At 41.9% G+C, this 23689-nt stretch carries 22 protein-coding genes, 2 tRNA genes and 1 pseudogene; 16 read left to right on the forward strand and 9 right to left on the reverse strand.

Going from position 1 to position 23689, the window contains the following annotated elements:
• Positions 1 to 276 precede the first annotated feature (276 nt).
• Complete coding sequence (locus G561_RS0106335) at positions 277 to 2775, forward strand: TonB-dependent hemoglobin/transferrin/lactoferrin family receptor (protein ID WP_115342949.1); 2499 nt, start codon at positions 277 to 279, stop codon at positions 2773 to 2775.
• 1 nt (position 2776) lies between these two features.
• Here G561_RS0106335 and G561_RS0106340 read toward each other — a convergent pair whose 3' ends face one another.
• The 8 genes and pseudogenes from G561_RS0106340 to G561_RS0106380 form a co-directional block, all read right to left on the reverse strand.
• Positions 2777 to 3199, reverse strand: coding sequence for a YbaN family protein (locus G561_RS0106340; protein WP_028858794.1), 423 nt, complete (start codon positions 3197 to 3199; stop codon positions 2777 to 2779).
• A 120-nt stretch (positions 3200 to 3319) separates the two neighbouring features.
• Positions 3320 to 3643 (reverse strand): hypothetical protein, encoded by a 324-nt coding sequence (locus tag G561_RS0106345; RefSeq protein ID WP_028858795.1) that lies wholly within the window; start codon positions 3641 to 3643, stop codon positions 3320 to 3322.
• A 79-nt stretch (positions 3644 to 3722) separates the two neighbouring features.
• A complete protein-coding gene (locus G561_RS0106350) occupies positions 3723 to 4337 on the reverse strand; it encodes a DedA family protein (protein ID WP_028858796.1) in 615 nt (204 codons plus the stop codon).
• Positions 4338 to 4603: 266 nt separating this feature from the next.
• A pseudogene (locus G561_RS14100) lies at positions 4604 to 5433 on the reverse strand (COG4705 family protein).
• A gap of 114 nt (positions 5434 to 5547) precedes the next feature.
• Positions 5548 to 6468, reverse strand: coding sequence for a DMT family transporter (locus tag G561_RS0106360; RefSeq protein WP_051584405.1), 921 nt, complete (start codon positions 6466 to 6468; stop codon positions 5548 to 5550).
• A gap of 644 nt (positions 6469 to 7112) precedes the next feature.
• Positions 7113 to 7189 (reverse strand) — tRNA-Asp (locus tag G561_RS0106370).
• A 39-nt stretch (positions 7190 to 7228) separates the two neighbouring features.
• A tRNA-Val gene (locus G561_RS0106375) sits at positions 7229 to 7304 on the reverse strand.
• A 308-nt stretch (positions 7305 to 7612) separates the two neighbouring features.
• The gene (locus G561_RS0106380) at positions 7613 to 8734 is read right to left on the reverse strand and encodes an HNH endonuclease signature motif containing protein (RefSeq protein WP_081794394.1); all 1122 of its coding nucleotides are present in this window, start codon (positions 8732 to 8734) and stop codon (positions 7613 to 7615) included.
• 211 nt (positions 8735 to 8945) lie between these two features.
• Between G561_RS0106380 and G561_RS0106385 the strand changes: the two genes are divergently transcribed.
• The 15 genes from G561_RS0106385 (at position 8946) to G561_RS0106455 (ending at position 23076) form a co-directional block, all read left to right on the forward strand.
• Positions 8946 to 9572, forward strand: a complete 627-nt coding sequence (locus tag G561_RS0106385; protein WP_028858799.1) for a cytochrome b/b6 domain-containing protein — start codon at positions 8946 to 8948, stop codon at positions 9570 to 9572.
• A 79-nt stretch (positions 9573 to 9651) separates the two neighbouring features.
• On the forward strand, positions 9652 to 10335 hold the full coding sequence (locus G561_RS0106390; protein ID WP_028858800.1) for a response regulator: 684 nt from the start codon (positions 9652 to 9654) through the stop codon (positions 10333 to 10335).
• A gap of 96 nt (positions 10336 to 10431) precedes the next feature.
• Positions 10432 to 11976, forward strand: a complete 1545-nt coding sequence (locus G561_RS0106395; RefSeq protein ID WP_028858801.1) for an ATP-binding protein — start codon at positions 10432 to 10434, stop codon at positions 11974 to 11976.
• Between the two features lie 100 nt (positions 11977 to 12076).
• Positions 12077 to 12715, forward strand: a complete 639-nt coding sequence (locus G561_RS14105) for a PepSY domain-containing protein (RefSeq protein WP_051584406.1) — start codon at positions 12077 to 12079, stop codon at positions 12713 to 12715.
• Entirely contained in the window at positions 12705 to 13142 is a 438-nt protein-coding gene (locus G561_RS0106405) for a hypothetical protein (protein WP_227674049.1), read from the forward strand. Before G561_RS14105 ends, G561_RS0106405 begins: the two co-directional genes overlap by 11 nt.
• A gap of 65 nt (positions 13143 to 13207) precedes the next feature.
• Positions 13208 to 14272 (forward strand): FAD:protein FMN transferase, encoded by a 1065-nt coding sequence (locus tag G561_RS0106410; RefSeq protein WP_028858803.1) that lies wholly within the window; start codon positions 13208 to 13210, stop codon positions 14270 to 14272.
• An 82-nt stretch (positions 14273 to 14354) separates the two neighbouring features.
• Positions 14355 to 15092, forward strand: coding sequence for a ferric reductase-like protein (locus G561_RS14110; RefSeq protein ID WP_227674048.1), 738 nt, complete (start codon positions 14355 to 14357; stop codon positions 15090 to 15092).
• Between the two features lie 46 nt (positions 15093 to 15138).
• On the forward strand, positions 15139 to 16134 hold the full coding sequence (locus tag G561_RS0106420; protein WP_028858804.1) for a phosphatase PAP2 family protein: 996 nt from the start codon (positions 15139 to 15141) through the stop codon (positions 16132 to 16134).
• A gap of 319 nt (positions 16135 to 16453) precedes the next feature.
• Positions 16454 to 16867, forward strand: a complete 414-nt coding sequence (nikR, locus tag G561_RS0106425; RefSeq protein WP_028858805.1) for a nickel-responsive transcriptional regulator NikR — start codon at positions 16454 to 16456, stop codon at positions 16865 to 16867.
• 102 nt (positions 16868 to 16969) lie between these two features.
• Positions 16970 to 18589: an ABC transporter substrate-binding protein gene (locus G561_RS0106430; RefSeq protein WP_028858806.1), complete on the forward strand. Its 1620-nt coding sequence runs from the start codon at positions 16970 to 16972 to the stop codon at positions 18587 to 18589.
• A gap of 59 nt (positions 18590 to 18648) precedes the next feature.
• Positions 18649 to 19593, forward strand: a complete 945-nt coding sequence (locus G561_RS0106435; RefSeq protein ID WP_037031843.1) for an ABC transporter permease — start codon at positions 18649 to 18651, stop codon at positions 19591 to 19593.
• On the forward strand, positions 19590 to 20456 hold the full coding sequence (locus G561_RS0106440; protein ID WP_028858808.1) for an ABC transporter permease: 867 nt from the start codon (positions 19590 to 19592) through the stop codon (positions 20454 to 20456). Before G561_RS0106435 ends, G561_RS0106440 begins: the two co-directional genes overlap by 4 nt.
• 19 nt (positions 20457 to 20475) lie before the next feature.
• The gene (locus tag G561_RS0106445) at positions 20476 to 21399 is read left to right on the forward strand and encodes an ABC transporter ATP-binding protein (RefSeq protein WP_028858809.1); all 924 of its coding nucleotides are present in this window, start codon (positions 20476 to 20478) and stop codon (positions 21397 to 21399) included.
• Positions 21389 to 22006, forward strand: a complete 618-nt coding sequence (locus G561_RS0106450) for an ABC transporter ATP-binding protein (protein ID WP_028858810.1) — start codon at positions 21389 to 21391, stop codon at positions 22004 to 22006. The genes G561_RS0106445 and G561_RS0106450 overlap by 11 nt, the downstream gene beginning before the upstream one ends.
• 152 nt (positions 22007 to 22158) lie before the next feature.
• Positions 22159 to 23076, forward strand: a complete 918-nt coding sequence (locus G561_RS0106455; RefSeq protein ID WP_028858811.1) for a hypothetical protein — start codon at positions 22159 to 22161, stop codon at positions 23074 to 23076.
• Between the two features lie 199 nt (positions 23077 to 23275).
• On the opposite strand, the gene G561_RS0106460 is transcribed toward G561_RS0106455, so the two are convergent.
• Positions 23276 to 23569, reverse strand: a complete 294-nt coding sequence (locus tag G561_RS0106460) for a hypothetical protein (protein ID WP_028858812.1) — start codon at positions 23567 to 23569, stop codon at positions 23276 to 23278.
• Positions 23570 to 23689 lie beyond the last annotated feature (120 nt).

Below are 23689 nucleotides of genomic sequence, written 5' to 3' on the forward strand. Positions count from 1 at the left end.
TAAACGAATCAAACCTGGCCAGCTTTAACTCTAAAGTAATATTATTGTTATAGTATAACATAACAATATATAACAATTGCAATACCTAAGCTTTACTCATTGAAAGACTGTGCTTGGATAAAAAAAGAAGTAAGTTAATTTAGTCCATTAAACGATAATAATTATCATTTACATAAAAAGAAAATTAATAGATAATGTTGTCGCTATATTTCTGGATTGTTGCTTCGTTAATAATGGTCCTGATCTCTTTCACAATCTTTAAAGGTACATTTAGGTATGACAAAAATATGCGTTAAAACAGTTTCTATCAACGATACCGGTAACCTAGGCAAAACAAGGGGGGATAGCCACTTACCAACACCGCGAATACTTAGTGTGATCGTGGTGGCTTTAATGACCCAGTCGGCAGTTGCCAATACCAAAAGCAGAACAGACGGTACTACCGAAGCTGGAACGGATATGAGCATCACAACCGATATGCCAAAGGTTACCTTTGATAAGATAGTGGTAGCTTCAGGCGCAGAGATGCAGGCAACACAAGCTACAGAAGACATAAAAACCAGTCAGGATATCAAAGAGCAGCAGATAGACAACTTGCAAGATTTGGTACGCTACAATACTGATGTGAGCGTGGCGGAGATAGGGCGTTATGGCAATAAGGGCTTCGCTATGCGCGGGGTTGATGGTAATAGAATTGCGTTGAGCCTGGATGGGGTAAACCTGCCGGATAGACAGGTCAACGAAATCTTCTCACGCTATGGCAATATGTACGAGGGCCGATTTAGCCCAGAGTTGGAAATGCTGTCTGAGATACGACTTCAAGTAGGGGCGGACTCATTTAAATCAGGTAGTGGGGCTGTAGGCGGCGCCGTGAATTACAAAACCAAAGACCCAGACGATTTACTGCAGTCAAATGAGCAGATAGGTGGTTATGCCAAGCTTAGCTATGCTGATGCTAATGAGGAATTTACCAAAGCGGTAGGGCTGGCTGGACGTAATGAGCAGGTAGAGGCCATAATCAATTATGTGCGCCGTGATGGTCATGAACTAAAAAACCATCGCATGATTGACTTTGATGCGGACAAGCTTAAGCCTAGCTATGATTTTGATAGTGATCCCAATTATCCCAATATTTATCCAGTAGAAGCCAGTTTGCCCGATCCGCTCGACTATAAAAGCGAGTCGGCCTTGGCCAAAGTATATTGGCATATAAATGATGAGCACCGCTTAGGTGTCCAAGGTATTTATCAAAAAAGAGACAGCCTATCTAATAATTACTCAACCCGCATAGCCTCTTATACTAAGCCGCCAGCTAAAATGGGTAGGGATGAAACTGAGCTGAAAAGCTATGCCTTAAACTATCGATATTTGCCGAATAATAGTGAATGGATAGATCAGATAAAGGCGGACATCAGTCATCAACAAATAACAGCTATCGCTCGGACAGAGGATCATAGAAACATTTATGGTAGCGAAGATTATTATTTGGATAAGACCGAATATCGGCCACAAACTGATAAGACCAATCAGCTACATATTGAGGGTCTACTGTATCCTATTGAGACCCAGAAGCTTGGCACACACACCTTATCTCTTGATGCGCAGTACGCCAAAGCCGATCATGATCTGATACTACAAACTCAGACTGAGTATGGGGACTGGTATACCTTCGTGGGTCCAGCGGTTAAGCGTGATGTGTTTAACATTGCTGTTGAAGACAAGATTGATGTGACCAATAAGCTAAGCACAACTTTAGGCCTTCGCTATGATGATTACGCTTATAAGCCTTATATAACTAAGATTAATAAAAAAGCACTTGCGCATCAAAGCGGCGAGTCATCCGTGAAGCAGTATTATGAGAATGGCGACTTTGAAAAAAAACAGCGCATGGATAATCTAGGCGCAATGGTGGCGGTGAACTATAAATTGAATCCGCAGTGGCAGCTTGGCTACAAATTCTCCACAGGGTTTTTGGCACCAGCGACGAGCCAAATGTACTCAGCGTTTGAGATATTGGGTAATAAGCTAACGCCTAACCCCAACTTAAAGCCCGAAACCTCAAAAAACCATGAGTTAACCCTAGCGGCTGATTATGATAATTTCAGTGTGAGTGCTACCGGGTTTTATAGTGATTATGAGGACTTTATACAGTTTATGCAGTTCGCTGGAAAGGATAATTGGGCCAATACGGTGAATTTAATTGGGGCTCAAAATATTGGGCAGGCACAGACTTATGGATTAAGATTGGGGGGAACTTGGGATGTGTCGGATTATGCTGGGACTGAGGGCAGCGTGAGACTATCAGGCAATCTAAGCTTCGCTAAAGATGAAACCGAACGAGGCATCAATCTATTGGCCACGGAACCGCTAGGGGCACAACTGGGCATCCATTATGAGTCGCCTGATCAAGGTTATAAACTACACAGTAGTGTGCGTTATTTGGGTGCCAAAAAAGCTGAGGATGCCAAAGTCTTTGCCGATACCAATAAACAGCCCTACGGGAATCCCATATATGGCATAGCACCTTTTGAGCTTATCAATCATTCAAAATCGACTGTGATTTATGATGTGTATGGTAGCAAGCAGCTAACTAAGGGTCTGACTTTATCGGCTGGCGTGTTTAATGTGTTTAATGAGACTTATATTCCTTGGAGCAGCTTGCGCTCACTAGCTGAGGTCAGTATTAACTCATCTCTTGGTCGTGAGGGTGCGGGTATTGAGAGATATACGGCGCCAGGACGTAATTACAAGGTGGGTCTGACGTATCAGTTCTAAGCTAAGCATCAGGAAGACGTGACATCCACAAAGCCGTAGCTACACAGACAGCAGTGGTTAGCCAAGCTAGCCACTGCAAACTATCTGAGAAGCGATAAAAAAGCATGGCGCAGGATAGACTCATCATGGTCCAAGCTAGATGTTTGGCTTTGCGCGGAATGGCTCGGTGTTGTTGCCAGTTTATGACCATTTTACCGAAAGTCTTGTGAGTAATTAGCCATTGATGAAACTTTTTTGAGCCTTTGGCCCAACAGGCGGCCGCCAGTAATATAAACGGTGTGGTCGGCAGTACTGGTAAGACTATACCGATTAATCCTATTAAAACAAAAACACCGCCCAATCCTATAAATAAGATTCGGATACCTTTATTGCTGTGCGGCGTAGATTTCAGCTGATATTGATTTGACTTAGGGTAATTGGTCATAGCATCCATTGTAGTGCTTGAGCAGTGAAGGAGGAGGACAGAATTATCTACAAGTCAATCATTATAAATGATAATCATTTTTATTTGAAATTTTTGTTTTAAAGTTTCTTTGGAGTTAGCCTAGTGGGTAGATATACTCTCAAGGGTATCAAAGCCTTGTTTATTGCCAAAATATAAGGCTTCAGTGGGGTGGTCTCTAAAAAAGCGCAGTTCGTTGCCTTTTTTATCAGTCACGGTAAATTCATTAAGTAGTTTTTGCCAATGCGCTCTTTTTTGGTCTTCGTTATGATTGGCATTAAAGGTTGGCCTTAATATATAGGAGATATCTTGGCTTTGCTCTGGTGTCATTAACGCAACTAAATCTTTGTGTTCGCACAGATGACGACAAATTCTTTCTATATCATCCAACGTTTCTTTGGTCTCAGTCAATTTTATAATTAACATGAGTATTGCTCCTTATAAAGTTTCGCTTTCATTTTAATTGAGAAAAATAAGTTTAAACAATAGGTGAAAGCGACTATTTTTACTTTGACTGACCCATTCGTCTTCTCAGTAACCATATAATCACTATAACTATCGCTGCTCCCAAGAAGATTTTGGAATAGGGGGCAAGAAATCTTTCAATGACCTCATAGTTTTTGCCAAAATGGTATCCTGCTAAGGTCAGTAAGGTGGTCCAAATAGCGGCGCCAGCAGTGGTGAAAATAATAAACGGAAGCAGTGGCATTTTGTTCATGCCAGCAGGAATAGAGATTAACGAGCGGATGCCAGGTACCATACGACCAAAAAACACCGCTTTCTTACCGTGTTTGTTAAACCAGTCATCGGCTGATATGACATCATCAGGCTTTACAAAGACATATTTTCCATACTTCTCGGTAAAGTCGATCAGCCTTTGTTTATTAAACAGACTACCGAAGTAATATAAGGGAAGTGCCCCTAGCACGCTGCCTAAAGTACCGGCGATAATAACCAATAATAGATTCAAATCCCCTCGAGCCACAGCAAAGCCTGCTGCCGGCATGATGACTTCCGACGGTATCGGGGGAAATACGTTTTCGGCGAACATGGCAAAAATAATACCTAAATAGCCGAATTTGGCCATTATGGCCAGTACCCACTCACTAATTTGATTCATTTTATAATCTTATAAATTTTATGAGGATTTATAATAACTTAGCAGACAATAAGACAGCGTTAAGGATTTGGTCATTAACGGTTAATATTTATTACCAAAAGTAAGACAGTGTTTATTACTATCTATTTCTCTTTATTCAGACTGCACCGTGGCTGCATCCCTATACGCTAACTTATTACTTATTTAGCTTATTACTAAATTAATTTTTTACTGCCTGAACCCATCGTTGCCTTGTTGACAGCTTTACTATAGATGACTTTGGGCCACTAGTGGGCTTTGGCACTTGCGCGTTGTTTAAAGACCACTAAGCAGAATACAATAAATACCAGCAGAGCGGCAGAAGCACCAAAACGACTTAATGCCAAGCCACCATGGTCAATAGGCTTGTCCAAAAAGTCGCCCAATACGGCACCTAGAGGACGGGTAAGTACAAATGCACTCCAGAACAGCAAGGTTTTTGATATTTCGTCCAAAAATGTGCCAACGCTATTAAGACCAATAAGCTACCAAAGATAATGGCACTAGTGGTATAGCCCATACCTTTGGTGTCAGCAACCCAGTCACCAAGCGCGGTACCAAGGGTTTGAGAGAACATAATGGTTGCCCAATAAAATACTTCTGACTTAGGGTTATTAATGCTATCGACAGAAATACTGCCCATGCTTTTGTACCAAGTAAACAAACTCAGACAAAGCAGCGCCAATAATAAGGCAGAACCGCCGGCAAAACCGATACCCAAAGAGCGGGTCACAAAGTCAGCAATCGTTGTGCCTAGCGTGGTAGTAGCGATAATAGTCGCCCAATATAGCCACTTATTAAAACGATCGGCTTTGATTTGGGTAGCCACGGCTATTGCAAAAATAACCGCAAATATTCCAGTGCTTACTAGATAACCTAAATTCAGGGACATGGACAGGGCATCACCCGCCGTTTCGCCTAAAGTAGTAGAAGCAATTTTTATTAGCCAAAAAATTAAGGTAACTTCAGGGACTTTAGCTAGTGCCGTATGGATAGCAGAGGAATTTGAGGGTTGGTGAGAAGGGTCAGTAGTTGCACTACTGCTTTCAACGCCGCTGTGGTTGGTAATAATAGCCATATCTTAACTCACTGTGAGCATCAACAGACAGCATGTCATGTTGGAGAGGATAAACTAACAGTGAGGTAGTTAAGAAATCGTTAAGAAAATAAACAGTCGCAATTAATCTAGTGCCTAATTGGTTTGAGATTTAAGTAAGCTATTTAAAATAGAGGCGATCAAAATGAAAGATATGCCCAAATACTGAACAGGAGCCAAAGATTGATGTAATAAAACAACGGCCAATAAAATGGCGGTTAGAGGCTCAAAAGTAGTAAAGACCGAGGCACGGGTAGCAGGGAGCTTCTCTAAGGCTTTCATATAAAGAGCAAAAGGAATTATAGTTCCGATCAATGATAGACCGGCGACATAGCCCCAAGTAGAAAGGGGTAAAGCGGATAATTGATAATAAGTTTCATAGGTGGTCGGCATGAACATCAGCACTGCTGCACTAAAAGAGACCGAGGTAAAGAAGACTAAAGGAGCGGGGTGAGCATCACCCATTGCCCGTTTGCCTAAAACACCGTATAGAGAATAACATACCCCAGACATCAAGCCGGCCAGTATTCCCCAATTAAAGTTGGCGTCTTCGCCTAGCATGGTTAGGCCAACGCCAATCACCGCTAGTAAAGCCAACATACCTGCTCGTTTGGTAATGTGCTCCTTTAATAGTACTGCTGAGAAACCTAAGCTAAATACAGGCGCGGTATAAAGTAGTGCCACGGCGGGTCCAGCGCCTAAGTTCACTACTGCTATAAAGTAAAAAACCGACATGCCAAGCACACCAATTAAGGATTGTAAGGCTAGAGCAGACCACTGTCTAAGGGTTAATACTTTAAGATATCGCCATAAAAAAGGTAGCAGTGCCAGCAATATTACCCCGGAGGTAACCACTCGCAGTATGGTCAGCTGCCAACCTGTGAAGCCGAAGCGATTAAGATAAGTCGAAAAGATACCTAGTGTGCCCCAACAGATGGCGGCCAATATGACTTGAGTTATGCCAATCCAAGTATTGTTGAGAAGGGGATACGCTGATTTTGCGGTGTATTGAGTCAACTTGTCACTCCTTGCACTTTTGGTTGCCAACCAGCTATCAAGCTCGAGCAAGAGCTATTGGGCTAAATGCTGGTAGCAATCAATCCTTTTTATCTGACGATTGTAATATATAGTGAGCTTAAGGGATAGGTTTGAGTTAGACAAGGGGTTGTTCATTAAACTCTAGATTTCTTACATGTCATTGTAGAAAATGACAAGGCAGACTGTAACGTTAAATCAGTTTACAAGCAGCTAATTATTCAAAAGCCTGAGTAGGCAATATTCATGGTGAGTTACTTATATGCAGATACTTCTTCAAATAATGTATATGAGTTTTATTTAGATGATAGAGAACTGAAGACTAAGTTTTTAGAGGGTAATTAAAGCCATTGATAAACAGCAAGTAGCATACATAACCTTAGAAGCATAACAAAATTGTTTAAATTGCACTCAAGCGGTTTGTATTTTACCTTTCCTTGCGTAATGATTATCAGGATTGTTTAAGGTGCGCATGGCGACACCCTACCTTACAACTGTGTAGGATGTATCTCACACACTAACAGGGGTAGTCTAGATAAAATTAAAAACACAAAAAAACCCCAAGTATAAATACTTGAGGCTGAAACTGTGTGCTTAATTACATAAGCAAACTAAGTTTTAAAATATGGCGCAGCGGACGGGACTCGAACCCGCGACCCCCGGCGTGACAGGCCGGTATTCTAACCAACTGAACTACCGCTGCTTAGGTCGCTTAGAAAGTTTAGCCACTTTCTAAAATAAGTGGTGGGTGATGACAGGCTCGAACTGCCGACATTCTGCGTGTAAGGCAGACGCTCTACCAACTGAGCTAATCACCCTGAGCAAAGATACAGATGAAGCACTGCTTCATCCTTTGCGCAAGGGAAATCCTTTAAATAGGATTTCCAAAAAACTAAAATCTTAATTGAATCATATAAGAATCAGTTTGATTTTAGCTTCGCAAGAGCCAAGCTGTGCTTGGCTAAAAGCTATACTCTCTTTAGATATATAATAACTTAATACGTCATATATCGTCTGAATGTAGGAGCGTATTATATACATAATTTCTTAGGTGTCAAATGTATTTTTCAGGTTTTTACTTGAATGCTGAAAATTTGCATTGTAAAACTGGCAATATCGCAAATACTTAAGCCCTCAATCTAGGTAGTAAATTAGGGTCGATAGTACGAAGCTTAATCTTTGAGTCAGGTGTCCATACCAGGTCCTTGTGCTCAACAGCTATCTGATAAGCCCAACTACTAATGGTCTCAGAGCGTTTTTGGTTGCTAATAAAGCCCATTGATTTGGTTTCATTGGTAATTTGTTTACCATACCTTTGATTTCTAGATAGCCATTGCCCATAAAACTTCTCTTCCGCTAGGTAGTCGCGCTTATTGTTATTACATTTATGATCTGCCAACACAAAGTTATGGGTAGTATCTATGGGATACTTTGACCAAGGGATAAAATGATCTATTTCTTGGTGGTCTTTAAGCTTTTTATGACAATAAAAGCATTGTCCTTGTTGAATGTCGTACAAAATTGGAACTAATGCGCCTAGATTTTGTCGAGGTTGGTCAAATAAAAACTCTTGTAAATCAATATCATCACTAAATAAGTCTTTATTGTTGCGGTTTTTACGCACAAAGTCTGTCCAATACTGTTGGCACAGCTTGAGCACGATTTGATTGAATCTTGAGAAGCAGTATGCAATGCCTGGTTTAAGCGTCACCAAGTCCTTGTTAAAGCTGTATAAGAAGTTGCGTTCAATTTTTTGATCTGCTATTTGCAGTCTTTCGATGGGGTTGTCTTTAAGAGTTCTAACAACCTGATTTATTGCTGTATCCCATGCTTTAGGATTAACTTTTTGGGCTTGTAACAAGCTTGGAGAAGACTTTTTTTGTAGGTCAAGAATACTATTAATAACCTTGATTTGACCCTTGTTAACAGTTTGACTGAGCACTGAGCTTGAGTCTTCTGCTGAGAAGGGCATGGTTTGTCGCCAATACAGAGCGATGAATTGTTCGGCTATCTGTTCGTATGAGAGTGTTAGGCTGCTTTGGTCGCTAATACCGGACTCAATAGATAAGTTAGATAGGGCAATAATTAGTGCAAACTTATAAGTAGTGTTATAGGAGCTGGATTCTAGTAGCCATTGAAGGTTTCTTAGGAAATCTATTTGAAAATCGGAAGAGGGAGGAGATAAGGTTAAATGATTTAGAGTTAAATGACTTGGAGTTAAATCACTTAGAAGATCTGGACTACTCATAATACTACTCATCTCAAAAATCGTGCTGCTCTGAACGAAAGTATGACCAATGTAGAAATATTACCACTTTCCTAAGCTTATCTTAAGGTTCACCTGTTGTAATAGACTCACAACACAGCCGCAGTGGATGCCTGATTGATTATAAGGACCATCCACAAGCGAACTTCATAATAGCTACTGATACAGTAGTCAGCTTAAGGAAGCCCTAGTCATGAGCCCAAAAGTATCCAAAATTAACATAGAAAATATTTCTAACCCTAACTTCTCAGCCTCTGAATCCATTTCTGCTTCTCAACAACAAGTTAAGATCTGGGATATTTTAGTCAGGTTTACTCACTGGGCAGTTGCCACCGGTGTCATTGCCAATTTAGCTTTTACCAAAGAGGGTAGCAATATTCACATGTTTGTCGGCTTTATGGTAGTGGCGTTGGTAGTGATACGCCTGCTATGGGGGTTGGTAGGCAGTAAATATGCTCGGTTTAGCGACTTCTTCCCGACACCCACACGACTTAAAAACCATCTAAATGAACTTAAAGCCCAGAATCTTAATAATCAAAGTGTTAAAACTGAGCATTTGGGTCATAATCCCTTAGGTGCATTGATGATGTTTGCCCTTTGGGGTGCTATTATCGGTTTGGGGATGACCGGTTATTTGATGGAATCACAAATTTTGGGAAACAAAGATTTGTTTGAAGGAATACATGGAGTATTGGCCAATAGCTTATATGTATTAGTGCCACTGCATGTGATATCGGCCATCGTTATGAGCCGTCTACAAAAGCAAAACCTTATCAAATCTATGATTACTGGTAATAAAACAGTGAATAAAACTGAATAAAGTTAAAACTGTATTTATCATTAAAAGTGCTATAAAAGAATTATCTAGTTTAAAGAAAGTGGCTACAACGAGGACTATTATGGCGCGGGTATTATTAATAGAAGACGACAGCACTATCGCAGAGGGCTTAATCTTAGGCCTCAAAAACCATGGCATGATGGTGGACTGGTTTAGTGATGCAAAGCTGGGAGAATTGGCGCTGCAAGAGTCGATTTTCGATGCTGTGTTGTTAGATTTGACCTTGCCAAATGGTGATGGCATGTCGGTCTTAAAAAGCTGGCGTGACAAGAAGCTGGATACGCCGGTGTTGATTATTACTGCTCGAGATGCCATCGCCAATAGAGTGGCCGGACTTAATGCCGGAGCTGATGATTATCTAGTCAAACCGTTTGCGCTCGATGAAGTGATTGCGAGGTTACAAGCATTAATGCGACGCAGTCAAGGTCGAATCTATCCTGAAATTAGCTTTGGAGAGTTGGTCTATTATCCTCATAGTCAGCAAGTGACTTATCAAGGCCAGTCGATTGACTTAACCACAAAAGAGGTGGCCATATTGGAGCAAATGATGACTCAACCACAAAAGATTCATAATCGGGCCAGCTTAGAGGACAAACTCTATGGCTGGCAACAAGATATTGAGAGTAATGCTATCGAGGTTCATATTCATCATTTGCGCAAAAAGCTGGGCAATGATTTTATATTGACCAAGCGCGGCATTGGCTATTATTTAAATCCCAACTATCAGCATGGTCCGGCTCAATAAGTTAACTGTTATTTATTGAGATATATTTATTAAGCTCTATAAGTCTCTATTTATCGACTGATAGTGCTAGCCTAGAACCCTTACTAGAACCCTTATATGAAAAGTATTCAGCAACGACTGTTAACCTCATTATTAATCGGCTTGCCACTGCTGTGGCTATTAACGTCAGGCTTTGTGGCTTGGCGTTTTTGGCATGAAATCAGTGAAATTAATGACACTCAAATCACTCAGGTGGCACGCTATTTGGTAAGTATCGCTAGTGATGAGGATCTTGAGGGGAATTACGAGAAAAAAAGGCTAGAGGATAAAAAATATAAGTCAAAAAGTCATGACGATGATGATGACAGTGATAATTACGATGACGACGATGAGCATGAGCATGATCACAACTATGCCAAAATTTATCGGTTAAAAAATCATCAGCTTTTAGGCAATCTAGGCAACGCAAAAGATGACTATATGGGATTTGCGATTTGGGACAGAAAAGGGCGATTACTGATGGCAGATGAAAACGGTGAGTCCTTTGCTTTTTTAGCCGATCAACAGGGATTTTTGGAGCGAGAAAACAGAGCCTATCGACGTTTAAACCCTTTTAGTCGGCGATGGCGATTGTTTTATATTCACGATGATAATTTTCGTCAGCATGATGGCCGAGTTATTGCCGTCGGTCAAAACCTCAAAGTACGCCGAGAGATGATTGCTAATACTTTAATGCTGCAAATTTTGCCAATGTCGCTTGGATTATTGGCGTTTATAGGATTGGTAATCTGGTCGGTTCGACGCGGTTTTGAGCCGTTAAATAAGATAAGTGAGACGTTAAACGCCCATCTACCGCAAGATGCCAGTCCTATTGTTACTGAAGTTCCTAAAGAGATTCAGCCGTTGGTCACTGCTTTAAATGCGCTATTTGTCAAAGTAGCGGATACTTTGGAGCGTGAGCAACGCTTCACAGCTGATGCTTCACATGAGCTTCGAAGTCCTCTAACCGCGCTTAAGCTACAGATAGACTTGTTGCAACAAAAATTAATGCAACAGCAAATATCGCAAGCCAATGAGCCGGCGCTCGATGATGATCTGCTTTATCATGCCCAGCGCATTAGCGAGGGTATCGATAGAGCAAATCACTTAGTAGAACAGCTGCTTATATTGGCCAAGCTTGCTCCACAACAGCAGTTACCAAAATCGCAGCTGCAACGCATTGATTGGTTGAGCCTAACCGATGATGTCTTGGCTGGCTGTAATCGTCAAGCAAGAGAGAAGAGTATCCAGCTAAAGCGATTAGTTCAATGCGAAAATGCAGAGGATATTCTGCCCATCGAAGTTAATCCTACCTTATTCAAATTACTGCTACGTAATCTAATAGACAATGCGATTCGTTACAGTCCAGAGGGCAGTGTGATTGAACTGAAATTGAGCTCACATGCCATTACCGTTATAGACAATGGACCGGGCGCACCTGCTGATCAGTTAAATAGATTAAGCGAACGCTTCTATCGCCCAGCTGGACAAAATGAGCGGGGTAGCGGCTTAGGATTGTCTATCGTTCACCAGATTGCAGAGCTTCACGGATTACAGCTGAAGCTTGGCAATCGGCCTCTACCAGAGACTGGGTTTATGGTGACGGTAAGTCTACCTAGTTAAAGATAATATGTGCTTATTTTTGATAAAAATTATATCTTAAGTTTCAGTTAATATTCATCGCATAAGATAACTCCAGTCAACAATGATTTGGAGTTTTTTTATGAGCACCCCTGTATTAAAGCCTTTACTAAAGCCACTATTAATCATATTAGGCTCTGCCTCAATGATATTCTTTGGCGGTGTTATTGCCCAAACTTTGCCCGACTCAGGCTTTGGCGGTAAAGACGCAACTGAAAATGTTACTAATGGCACTGATAACCTAACAAGCTTGGCAGTGTCACCAAGCAATACTATTCCAGCCAGCAGTATTATAAATGCACAGCAGGCCATGACGGCAGCAAATCAATACCTACCCAATGAAAGCTTGCAAGCTCCGATAGAGTTGGTCAACTACAATGGTACAGCGGCATATGAGGTGTCGCTAACCAGTGGCCCTGTTTATATTGATGCCACTTCTGCTGCAGTATTAAATCCAGCCCCTTCTAACATAAATACTTCTAAAGAATATCGCTATGAAGATGATGACGATGATGATGAACATCACAAAGATAAGCATCACAAAGATAAGCATGATGATAAGTCACATCATAAAGGCAGAGATAAACATGAAGATCGTAAAAAATATCGTGATGAAGATGAGGATGAATACAAGCATCTGATAGTAGCAGACTATCGTCTTTACGATGAGTCAGATCGCTCTAATAAGCACCATGATGACGAGGAGAGCTATGATGACTAATTCACCTAGATTAGCTAACAAGGTTGACCATAAATCAATAAAGAGTGCAGCAAACAAATCAGTAAACCAGGCAGCAAAAAAAGCGGAATCTTATCTTGGGGTCAAGAGCGCCATCTTGATGTTGTCTATCGTCGGTACGATGGGGGGCTGGCTAGTACTGCTTAATCAAGAGGACAGCTACGCTCAAGTAACGGATGAAAGTGGTTTAAGCTTTGAGCAAATGGTCGCTGATACTAATTTGGCTAATTGGGACGACGAAGCGGCCAAGCCGATGGCGGTAAGTATGACCACTACTGCTGGCGAGAGTCTGACCAACAATGCGTCAAACCAGAGCATAGATATCAACCAATTACGTCAAGTGAATACGGTGACACCAGTGCCGAATCAACCCGTTCGAGTGGTTGCAACAACTCAATCCTCTCGCTAAAAACCTAATATTTTCGCTAATAAATGATTGTTTTACAGAATAAATTAAAAAAACAGGAGTCGGCAATGAATCAGCCGCCTTTAAATATTAAAGCATTGGCTCTGAAAGCAATGGGGTGTCATATCCAAGTGCATTTGGACATGACAGCTATTAAATCCTTTCATTCAGACGTGCAGATTGAGCAGAAGTTAATACAACTTAAACAAGATATTGAACACACCTTGCGCAGTTGGGAACAGATATTTAGTCGCTTTGAGGACAGTAGTGAGTTGATGCGCTTAAATCGACTTAATCAATGTTCTGAACTAGATAGCCAGTGGATTACGGTGAGCGCTGAATTGTTTGAGGTATTAAAGCTAGCTGTATCCTTCGTTGACAAAACCCAGGGTCTTGTAACCCCAACTTTATTGCAGGTACTGTGTAATCTTGGCTATTCCCATTCCTTTGAAATGCTAACGACAGACTTAGTAAGCGATCAGTCTCCCTCAGCCGAACATTTACAAGATGCTACAAATATCGAATTTCGCCTTCTAAAAGAGGGAAGTCCTCAACTAAGGCTACCTAGGGGTATGAGCTTAGATTTAAATGGTTATGTCAAAGGCTGGGCGGCGACTAAGTTAGCTGAGAAGATCAGTTGGCAGCATCCGTGGCAAATGCCTTGTTTGGTTGATATGGGAGGCGATATTGCTATTGGTGAGCCTATTAGAGACAGTAGTTTTACATCACCTAATTGGGGAATCGCTATTGCTAGACCAAATGCTCTTAACCCAGAAGATGAGAGTCTTGATCAGTATCAAGCGTTAGGCAGTGATGTGGCTATCGTTCAGATAAATAGTGGCGGCATTGCAACTTCTGGACAGGACTATCGGCGCTGGAAGCATCATGGTCAGTGGCAGCATCATCTTATTAATCCTCAGACGCAAAAGTCAGCCCTGAGTGATGTGCTAAGTGCCTCTATCATTGCAGACAGCACACTTGAGGCAGAAGTATGGGCTAAGTACTGTGTATTACTAGGAACGTCTAAGGCAATATCTTGGCTGAACCAAAATAATTTAGCCGGTTTGATTGTCGACACAAACTATCAACTTATCACCTCACAAAAGATGGCCTCAATTGTGATTGTCCCTTGATATACCTAAACATCAGGCGATGAGCTTTTTAGCAAACATAACTTCAATACATAACCACAAAATTATTACTAGGAGGGTCAGAATGACCATTCACCCTAAGTCACAGTCTCTGTCTCATCTTAGCTTACAAAATAAGCTATTAAACGGAAGCAAGTTTTTGGTCACTGAGGCTCTAAAGGCTATTGGTTGGCTACTGGTCGTAATAATAGGGATAGGTCTTGGAGCCTTTTTCCTCTTAAGTTTGGGGCCACAAGTTACAGACCTACTGGCCCAAACTGACAAAAACGCTTGGTATTTGTCTCGAGCCAGCGGTTTTATTGCTTACACTTTATTTTGGTTCACCATGGTTTTCGGCTTGTTATTAGGAACAAGGCTAAGCTCTCAGTTAGGTCGATATTTTACTGCAAGCCGACTTTTTGAGTTGCATCAATTTACCAGTCTAGTCGCCATTGGCTTTGCAGGTTTTCATGCGCTAATTCTGTTAGCAGACGGCTACCTTAATTTAAGTATTGGGCAAGTGTTGACGCCTTTTGGTTTTGAGACAGATACTGTGGGTGTGGGCTTAGGTCAGTTAGGCTTCTGGCTATTGTTTATCTGTGCCATGAGCTTCTATGTCAAATCCTACTTGGGTCAATCGGTCTGGCGCTTGCTGCATTTCTTAACATTTATGGCTTATATGTTGATTAGTATTCACTTGTTTGTCGTAGGTTCAGACAACCAAGCCTTACCACTGTTAGTATTTTATGCGTTAAGTCAGAGTTTAGTCTTCGTGTTAATAGGATATCGACTGTGGCTTCTCAATCTGCGACAATCAGCCTAAAGAAATCTACCCACATAAAGTTTAACCAGAAGAAGATCTGTTATTTATGATGAATATAATTGAAACCAATCAGCAGCTGTTTGGCTTAGGAGGTTTGCTTTTCGTTGTGATGACTGCTTTGTGGGTAGTGCAGTATGTAATTATTGGTTATGGCAAAAAAACACTTATTCAGCTTCAGCAATACTGGGTAAGTATAAAACAGAGGTTTGAACTAGATAAACGACGGCTTCAATTCAAAACGAAATACCCAAAGTTTTATCGATTTTTATCACAAAGGCTGCATTTAGAGCATTTTTATGGTCTGCTGTTAACAGTATTATCGTTGGTCATGGGCTATATCTTAGCTTTGTTTGTTGGGCTCGTTGAGGATGTGGTCACCTCGGATTCTATTGTGGCTATGGACCACTTTGTGTCTCAGCAGATGAGTGTACTGAGCGACTCAGCGGTGGTTAATTTCTTTATCGTTATTACCAGTTTGGCTTCCACACCGCTTACTGCTCTGGTGATATTGTTGACAGGCATTGTATGCCTTGTTATTCGCCAATATTACCTATTTATTGGACTGCTGATATCCGTTATAGGCAGCACTGCATTTACCTATTTAAGTAAGCTGGTGTTTCATCGTGAGCGACCGATAGATATCTTACTGCATGAGGCGACATACTCCTTTCCGAGTGGGCATGCGACGGTTGCAGTGGCCTTATATGGGTATGTTGCTTATATGCTGTTTCGCTTTAGCCATGATTTTGGCAGGCAAGTACGTATACTGGTCAATACGGTCTTCCTATGTATCCTAATTGGCCTGAGTAGAATTGTATTAAATGAGCATTATTTAAGCGATGTATTGGGTGGCTATTTGGTCGGTGCATTGTGGTTGACTGTAGCTATTAGTGTCACAGAGTGGCTAAATATGAAAGGCATGATTCACTGGCAGCTAGACTGGTCAATCTCGCAAGTTCGCTTAGTTTGGTTTAGTGCTGCTTGTGTCTTAATCGGAGCGCTGATATTTGCCGCTCTTTATCAGTTCCCTTTATTAGTGTAAATAACGTCTCTTAGTGGTAAAGGGATTGATTGGCAAACAGCCGGATGTACTGTACAATCGTAAGGTGATTGTTAGTTATAGAAATTTATAATACTATCACTTCATATGTTGCGTCATATTTTTATGTGACGTTTTTTTAGATCATTTCGTAACACGTTTTTTTGTAAACGTGTCACTCTTCAACGGTTAATCAAGTTTATTGATCAGCCCGCAAGCCCAGTTACCTACTAGTTATTAACCTAATAGCTATTAGTCAAACCGCTATTAGCTAAAAGTAACTAGCAACCAAACAACCGTCAATCAAATAAGTAGTGTGTCTATGCAAGATTCAAACTTAACAAGATTTGGTGTGTCTATGGAGGAGGGCCTACTTAAGAAGTTTGATAAGTTGGTTGCCCTCAAAGGATATCGTAACCGCTCTGAGGCATTTCGTGATTTAGTGCGTAAGTCAATTATGCAACATATTTATGAGGACAGTGAGCAAATAATCGCTGGTAGTATCTTACTGTTTTACAATCATGATCAGAGAAAACTGGTGGAAGAGATGACCAGAATTCAACATGAACATCATGATTTGATATTAGCGACCACTCACTTTCATGTCAGTGAAAAGAATTGTCTGGAGCTTATTGCGGTGAAAGGTAAAGTCAAAGCGGTACAAGAGCTTAGCTATGAGTTAACCACATTAAAAGGGGTTACTCATGGTGATTTTTCAATCGCACCTGCTGAGTGAACATAAGGTGTTTTTGCATAGCTTGTATTAGCAAAAACCCACCCTCCTACTGAATGACTTTTAAACACAGTTTTATCTTTATTAAAAAAAGAGCGTGCTTACATGAATACAAGATCCATTGGAATGTTTGGGTTAGTCGCCTTGCTACTGGTGATAATAATAGGATGTTCATCAGCGGATAATAAGACGGACAATAATAGCAATAACAAAATAGCTTCAGAGACAAAAGAAGAGCTTGTCTTAGCATTTGGTTCAGAGCCAGAAGCAGGTTTTGATCCGATTACAGGGTGGGGGCGTTATGGCTCTCCTTTATTTCAAAGTACATTATTGAAAAGAGACGATGACCTCAATATCGTAAATGACTTAGCGACCAGTTATGAAGTTAGCGACGATGGCACCGTGTGGACAGTACATTTGCGTGATGATGTTAAGTTTTCTGATGGGGAGCCACTAACCGCAAAAGATGTTAAGTTTACCTTTGAAAAAGCCTTACAAAGTGCTTCAGTTGTTGACTTAAATATCTTACAAAAAGTAGAAGCGATTGACGATACAGTGGTTCGGTTTACCTTAAAAAAACCACAATCAACATTTGTTAACTCGTTAGTTGCGACAGGAATTGTGCCGGAACATGCTTATGATAATAATTATGCACAAAACCCTATAGGCTCTGGGCCTTATCAATTAGTACAGTGGGATAAAGGGCAACAACTTATTGTCAAAGAGAACCCTGAGTATTATGGCAAGCATCCTTATTTCAAAAAGCTAACTTTTTTGTTCTTAAGTGAAGATGCAGCGTTTGCTGCTGCTCAAGCAGGCACAGTTGATATGACTTATCTTCCAGCTGCTTTTAGTAACAAAGAAATTTCTGGCATGAAGCTTAAAGCGGTGAAAACAGTTGATAACCGTGGTATTGCTTTTCCCTACGTTAAGTCAGGTCAAGTGAAAGAAAATGGCTTGCCAATCGGTAACGATGTGACTGCTGATCCAGCGATTCGTCATGCTATTGATGTAGCGGTAGACCGCAAAGCGTTAATCGACGGTGTATTAGAAGGCTATGGCTCTCCCGCTTATACCTCAGTAGATCATCTTCCCTGGTGGAATCCAGAAACAGTCATTGAGGATGCCAACTTGGATGCTGCGCGCAAAATATTGGCAGACGCAGGTTGGAGCGATACTGACGGCGATGGTGTGCTAGATAAGGGCTCACTAAAAGCTGAGTTTAAACTTTATTATTTAGCGAGTGACATAGTCAGACAGTCGCTAGCCATTGCTGTGGCTGATATGGTGAAACCTTTAGGCATTAAGATTGATATCGAAGGCGGAAGCTGGGATGTTATTAGCGAAAAAATGCATTCTGAAGCTGTTTTGATGGGGTGGGGAAGTCATAACCCTTATGAGCTGGTAAATATTTATGCCACCCAAAATGCTGGAGTAGATTACAACAACACCGGATATTACAGCAATAAAACTGTGGACCGCTATTTTGACAAAGCCCTGCAAGCCAACAGTGAGCAAGAAGCGAATGAGTATTGGAAAAAGGCGCAGTGGGATGGCACGACTGGCTTAAGCGGTAAAGGCGATGCAGCTTGGGTTTGGCTGGTGAATATTGATCATCTATATTTGATGAAAAATGAGCTAGATATTGGAAAACAAAGAATCCATGTTCATGGACACGGTTGGCCGGCGACAGACAACATCGTCGATTGGAGATGGAAGCAGTAATGTGTGGAAAAATATGGGAGGGGAAAATCGGGTCTTATTTCATATTTAAAGGACTAAGGATGGCATCTCTATTGGTTGCTATTAGCTTTATCTCCTTTATTTTGATGAAAAACTCTCCCATTGATCCCATTCAAGCCTACATTGGCGCCGATATGTTAAATGTCGGCCCTGAGCAGCGTGAAAAGATAGCGGAGTATTGGGGACTTAATGAGCCTGTATTGACTCAGTTTGTTAGTTGGGCTTCTGCATTACTGCATGGAGATCTAGGTACCTCGATGATTTATCGGCGCCCAGTCAGTGAAATTATTGGTGAGCGCTTTATGAGTTCATTGGCACTAATGATCGTCGCGTGGAGTTTATCGGGGATGATGGGCTTCGTTCTCGGTATTGTTGCTGCTATGAAAAAAGGCACTTGGATTGATAGCCTAATTCAGTGGTACTGTTATACCTTAGCTTCAACGCCAACCTTCTGGATGGGGCTATTAGTGCTGATAATCTTTGCGGTATGGCTAGGCTGGTTCCCCGTGGGTTTGGGTGTCCCGGCAGGGGTATTGGCGGAGGATGTTGTGTTATTAGACCGAGTGAAACACTTGGTGCTTCCGGCATTGACCCTAAGTATCTTAGGAGTAGCCAACGTGGCACTTCATACCCGTCAAAAGCTTATTGAAGTGTTATCGAGCGACTATGTGCTATTTGCAAGAGCGCGTGGTGAAAAAGGCTTTTCATTGTTTTGGAGACATGGCTTACGCAATATTGTTTTACCAGCCATTACTTTGCAGTTCGCCGCATTCAGTGAATTATTTGGAGGCGCTATTCTTGCCGAGCAAGTATTTTCTTATCCAGGGCTTGGACAAGCAACGGTAGAGGCTGGGCTAAAAGGAGATGTGCCTTTATTATTAGGAATCGTCTTATTCAGTACCATCTTTGTCTTTGCGGGTAATTTAATTGCCGATCTAATTTACTACATCGTCGATCCGAGGACCAAAGAAAGTAGAATGATATGACTGCAAGTAGCCTAGTAAATAAAAAAAATAAATTTAGCCTGTTTGGATTAAATCTCAGACAGCGAACGCTGCTGACTATTGTATTAACCACTGCATTTCTATTAACTATCTTACTTAGCGGCTTGATGTTGGATGAAGCAAAAATTGCCACAAATTTAACTCAGCGTAATCTCCCCCCTTCACTGCAATATTTCTTTGGCACTGATTGGTTAGGTCGAGATATGTTTACGCGTACGATTATGGGGTTGAAGCTAAGTATGGGGGTAGGGCTGCTAGGCGCAGTAGGCAGTGCCTTCATAGCGCTCGTTCTGGGCATGGCAGCAGCGACAATGGGCAATCTTACTGATCGTGTGATTACATGGGTTATTGATCTTTTTTTGAGTGTGCCGCATCTGGTTACGCTTATTCTAATCTCCTTCATGCTAGGCGGCGGCTTTAAAGGCATTGTCGTTGGTTTGATGCTGACGCATTGGCCAAGTCTGGCGCGGGTAATTAGAGTAGAGGTGATGCAAATACGCTCTGCTGATTATGTTCAGGTGTCTCATCAAATGGGCAAATCTCGTTGGTGGATTGCTACAAATCATATCCTGCCGCATCTCATTCCACAGCTATTAGTGGGCTTTATGCTAATGTTCCCGCACATTATCTTGCACGAAGCTTCTGTGACATTTTTGGGATTAGGGTTGTCGCCTCATGAGCCGGCGATTGGCATTATTTTGTCAGAGTCGATGAAGTACTTATCCTCTGGGCTTTGGTGGTTGGCATTTTTTCCAGGGATAGCGTTACTTATCGTGGTGCGTACCTTTGAGATTACTGGTGAAAATTTAAGAAAACTGATGAATCCTAATGAAGCAAATCAGTAAAAATTGGAGAGACAGCTAGATGTCGATTTTAGAGGTAAATGATTTATCGATATCATTTAATCAATATACAGGTGGGCTCAGGCAGAGAGAACTCAAAGTTATTACTGATTTAGAAGTCAGCTTAAATAAAGGTGAAATACTGGCCATCGTGGGAGCGAGTGGCTCGGGTAAGAGCTTACTTGCTCATTCAATCTTGGGTATTTTGCCAGACAATGCAAACGTGAGTGGCAGCATCAAATATAAGGGCGAAACATTAACGGCTAAGCGGCAACAAGCACTAAGAGCGACTGAAATCGCCTTGATTCCGCAATCCGTTAATTATCTTAATCCACTGATGCGTGTCGGCAAACAAGTTAGGTCGCCTGTTAATGACAAAGCGACGATTGCGGCCCAAAGACAAGCTTTTGAGCGGCTGCGTTTAAGCCCAGAAGTTGAAGGTATGTATCCTTTTCAGCTCTCTGGTGGCATGGCACGAAGAATACTACTATCAACGGCTATTGTCAGAGACGCTGAGCTAATTATTGCTGATGAGCCAACGCCTGGACTAGATCCTGTTGTCATCAAAGAGGCTTTACAGAGCTTTCGAGAGCTGGCTGATGATGGGCGAACTATCCTGTTAATTACACATGATATCGAAGCTGCTTTACAGATTGCAGACCGGATTGCGGTGCTGTATGCCGGTACGATATTGGAGGTGGCTGCTGTAGATGACTTTAGCGGGAAAGGGGAGCGACTGCGCCATCCATATACCGAGGCATTGTGGCGAGCATTACCCCAGAATGATTTTGTTGCCATTCCCGGTTCGCAGCCTAAGGCAGCTGACCTTCCACCCGGGTGTTTGTTTGCACCGCGTTGTCCGCTGGTGATGCCTGAATGTAATCAAGCACAACCAGCTATGCGAGAGCTGCGGGCGGGAAGAGTGAGGTGTATCCATGCGGCTTGAAGCTAACAATCTTGGGTTTCGCTACGCAGCGGGACCGTGGCTATTTCGCGGCGTTAATCTAACGATAGAGCCTGGTGAAATCGTTGGGCTTGTTGGACCAAGTGGCTCTGGTAAGACCACCCTTTGCCGCATATTATCTGGCTATGAAAAGCCTGTAGAGGGAGGTGTCACCCTAAATGGTTCAGCCATCAATAACCGAGGCTATCATCCGGTACAGTTGGTTTTTCAGCACCCTGAAAAAGCGGTTAACCCTCGCTGGAAAATGAGGAAAGTACTCAATGAGGGGTGGCAACCGAATAAATCGTTATTGCAGTTATTAGGCATTGAAGAGGAGTGGCTCAACCGTTGGCCCAATGAGCTATCAGGGGGCGAGCTGCAGCGGTTCTGTGTTGCAAGAGCACTTGGGCCAAAGACGAAGTTCTTCATCGCCGATGAGATGACCACAATGCTAGATGCGATTACCCAAGCGCAGATTTGGCAAGCTGTGCTCGAAAGATTTGAGCGTAGTGAGGTAGGTATGCTGGTTGTCAGTCATGATATGGCTTTAGTCAAAAGACTTTGTCACCGTGTGGTTAACATAGCAGAGCTTAATAAGCACTCGCCATAATATTTGTCACCTTATATTTGTAACTTACCGAGAATCAATGTATAACGTAGGGTCTAAAAAATAGGGATTGTTTAGACACTATGGTTTTGCTCTGCGCAGCGCAGATATGAGTCTAAATGAGCGTTAGTTTATTTCAAGCTTTAGGAAAGGCCATGCTTCGTTTTATAGCGCGTCATAGCACATTAATTATGCCTCTTTGCGCAGTTGTGGGCTTTATATTTCCAGATTTATCCAATGCGGTGTTGGGGTACTTACCCGAAGTGCTGTTCTTCTTGATGTTTTTTACGTTATTGGGTATTGATCAGTTCGCACTATTGAAGCGCATCGTGACACGTTATGTCTGGGTCTTTGCGGTGCTCCAAAGTGCGGGCATGAGCCTCGTCTTAGTATTGATCAGTTATGCACTTGGTGTCCGTGGTGATTTGCTATTGGCAATAGCAGGGCTTGGTGCTACTGCGCCCTTGTTTGGAAGTGGGGCACTGGTCAATGCCGTGGGGTTTGATGCCCAATTGGCTATGGCAAAAACTATCGCTGCTACACTGGTTATGCCGGCTACCTTATTGGGTGTATTGTGGCTCTTGGGCGATAAGAACGCTCATTTAGATTTGGTAACTTATGTCCAGCGCTTGGTAGTGTACATTGTTATGCCCATGGGGCTTGCAGTGTTGGCGCGCCGCTTGATCGCGCCTGCAGTTTTGTCTCGCTATTACCCTAAGATTGGGCAGTTTAATATCTTACTGTTGCTACTATTCCCACTGGGATTAATGGCTGGGTTTCGTGAGACATTTGATTATAATCCGTGGCAGGCTTTCTCATTATTGATGCTCAGCTCTGTGTTGGCGCTGTTCTTTTATTTCAGCGCTTATTTTGTATATCGGCGTTTTGGTTATGAAAATGCCATTGTTGCCGCGCTAGTGTGTGGCGGACGCAATGTATTATTGGCTTACACCATCACTGTCCCCTTTATGGGCGCAATGTTTTTACCGTTATTGGGTGCTTTTCAACTTCCCGCTTTTTGCTTACCACTACTAGGTAAGTATATGGTGCAACGCCATAAGGCACACCAGTAGTGACCTTATGAGTAACATACATAATTTTTTTCTGCAATATAAGAGGCAATTGTTTCTCGGAACAAATTCTACAAGCTATCGGCTTTGGAAGTTCTATTTAAAGGATTTCCCTTGCACAGCCAAAATTGGTGTGCAATTTTAAACGTTGCTCATAGGCCCTCTATGCGATAGTAATGACTTTGATTTTTGAACATCCATATCACTCGCCTTCTGTCGGTTGGTGTAGCGTGTATAAATTAGGGAACTGTTCCGCACTGACTACTTTGAATTCATTTTCATCTTCACGTACCAACCACTGGTTCGGCTTTAAAGTTATTACATCGTCGCCCTTAGTAAGTATAAGCGTCGGTAAGCCTTGATCGAATACAGCACTTGTTTTCACGTCACATTTCAAGTCATCAATCCAGTTCGCTAAATGTATTAACTCGCCACCACCAAACGGATGAGCTTCAACCAACTTACCGAACTTACTACAATATATTTTCATTTTCATTTCATTTTTCCTTATGTTTCAATCCATGCATCCGTGATTGGATGTGAAAAGTAGTTTTTTGCTTACGTGCAAGCTTTGCTAGTTTCAATCCAAGCACCCGTGATTGGATGCGAACCCTAG

Source organism: Psychrobacter phenylpyruvicus DSM 7000 = NBRC 102152, assembly GCF_000685805.1.
Taxonomy (GTDB): Bacteria; Pseudomonadota; Gammaproteobacteria; order Pseudomonadales; family Moraxellaceae; genus Psychrobacter; species Psychrobacter phenylpyruvicus.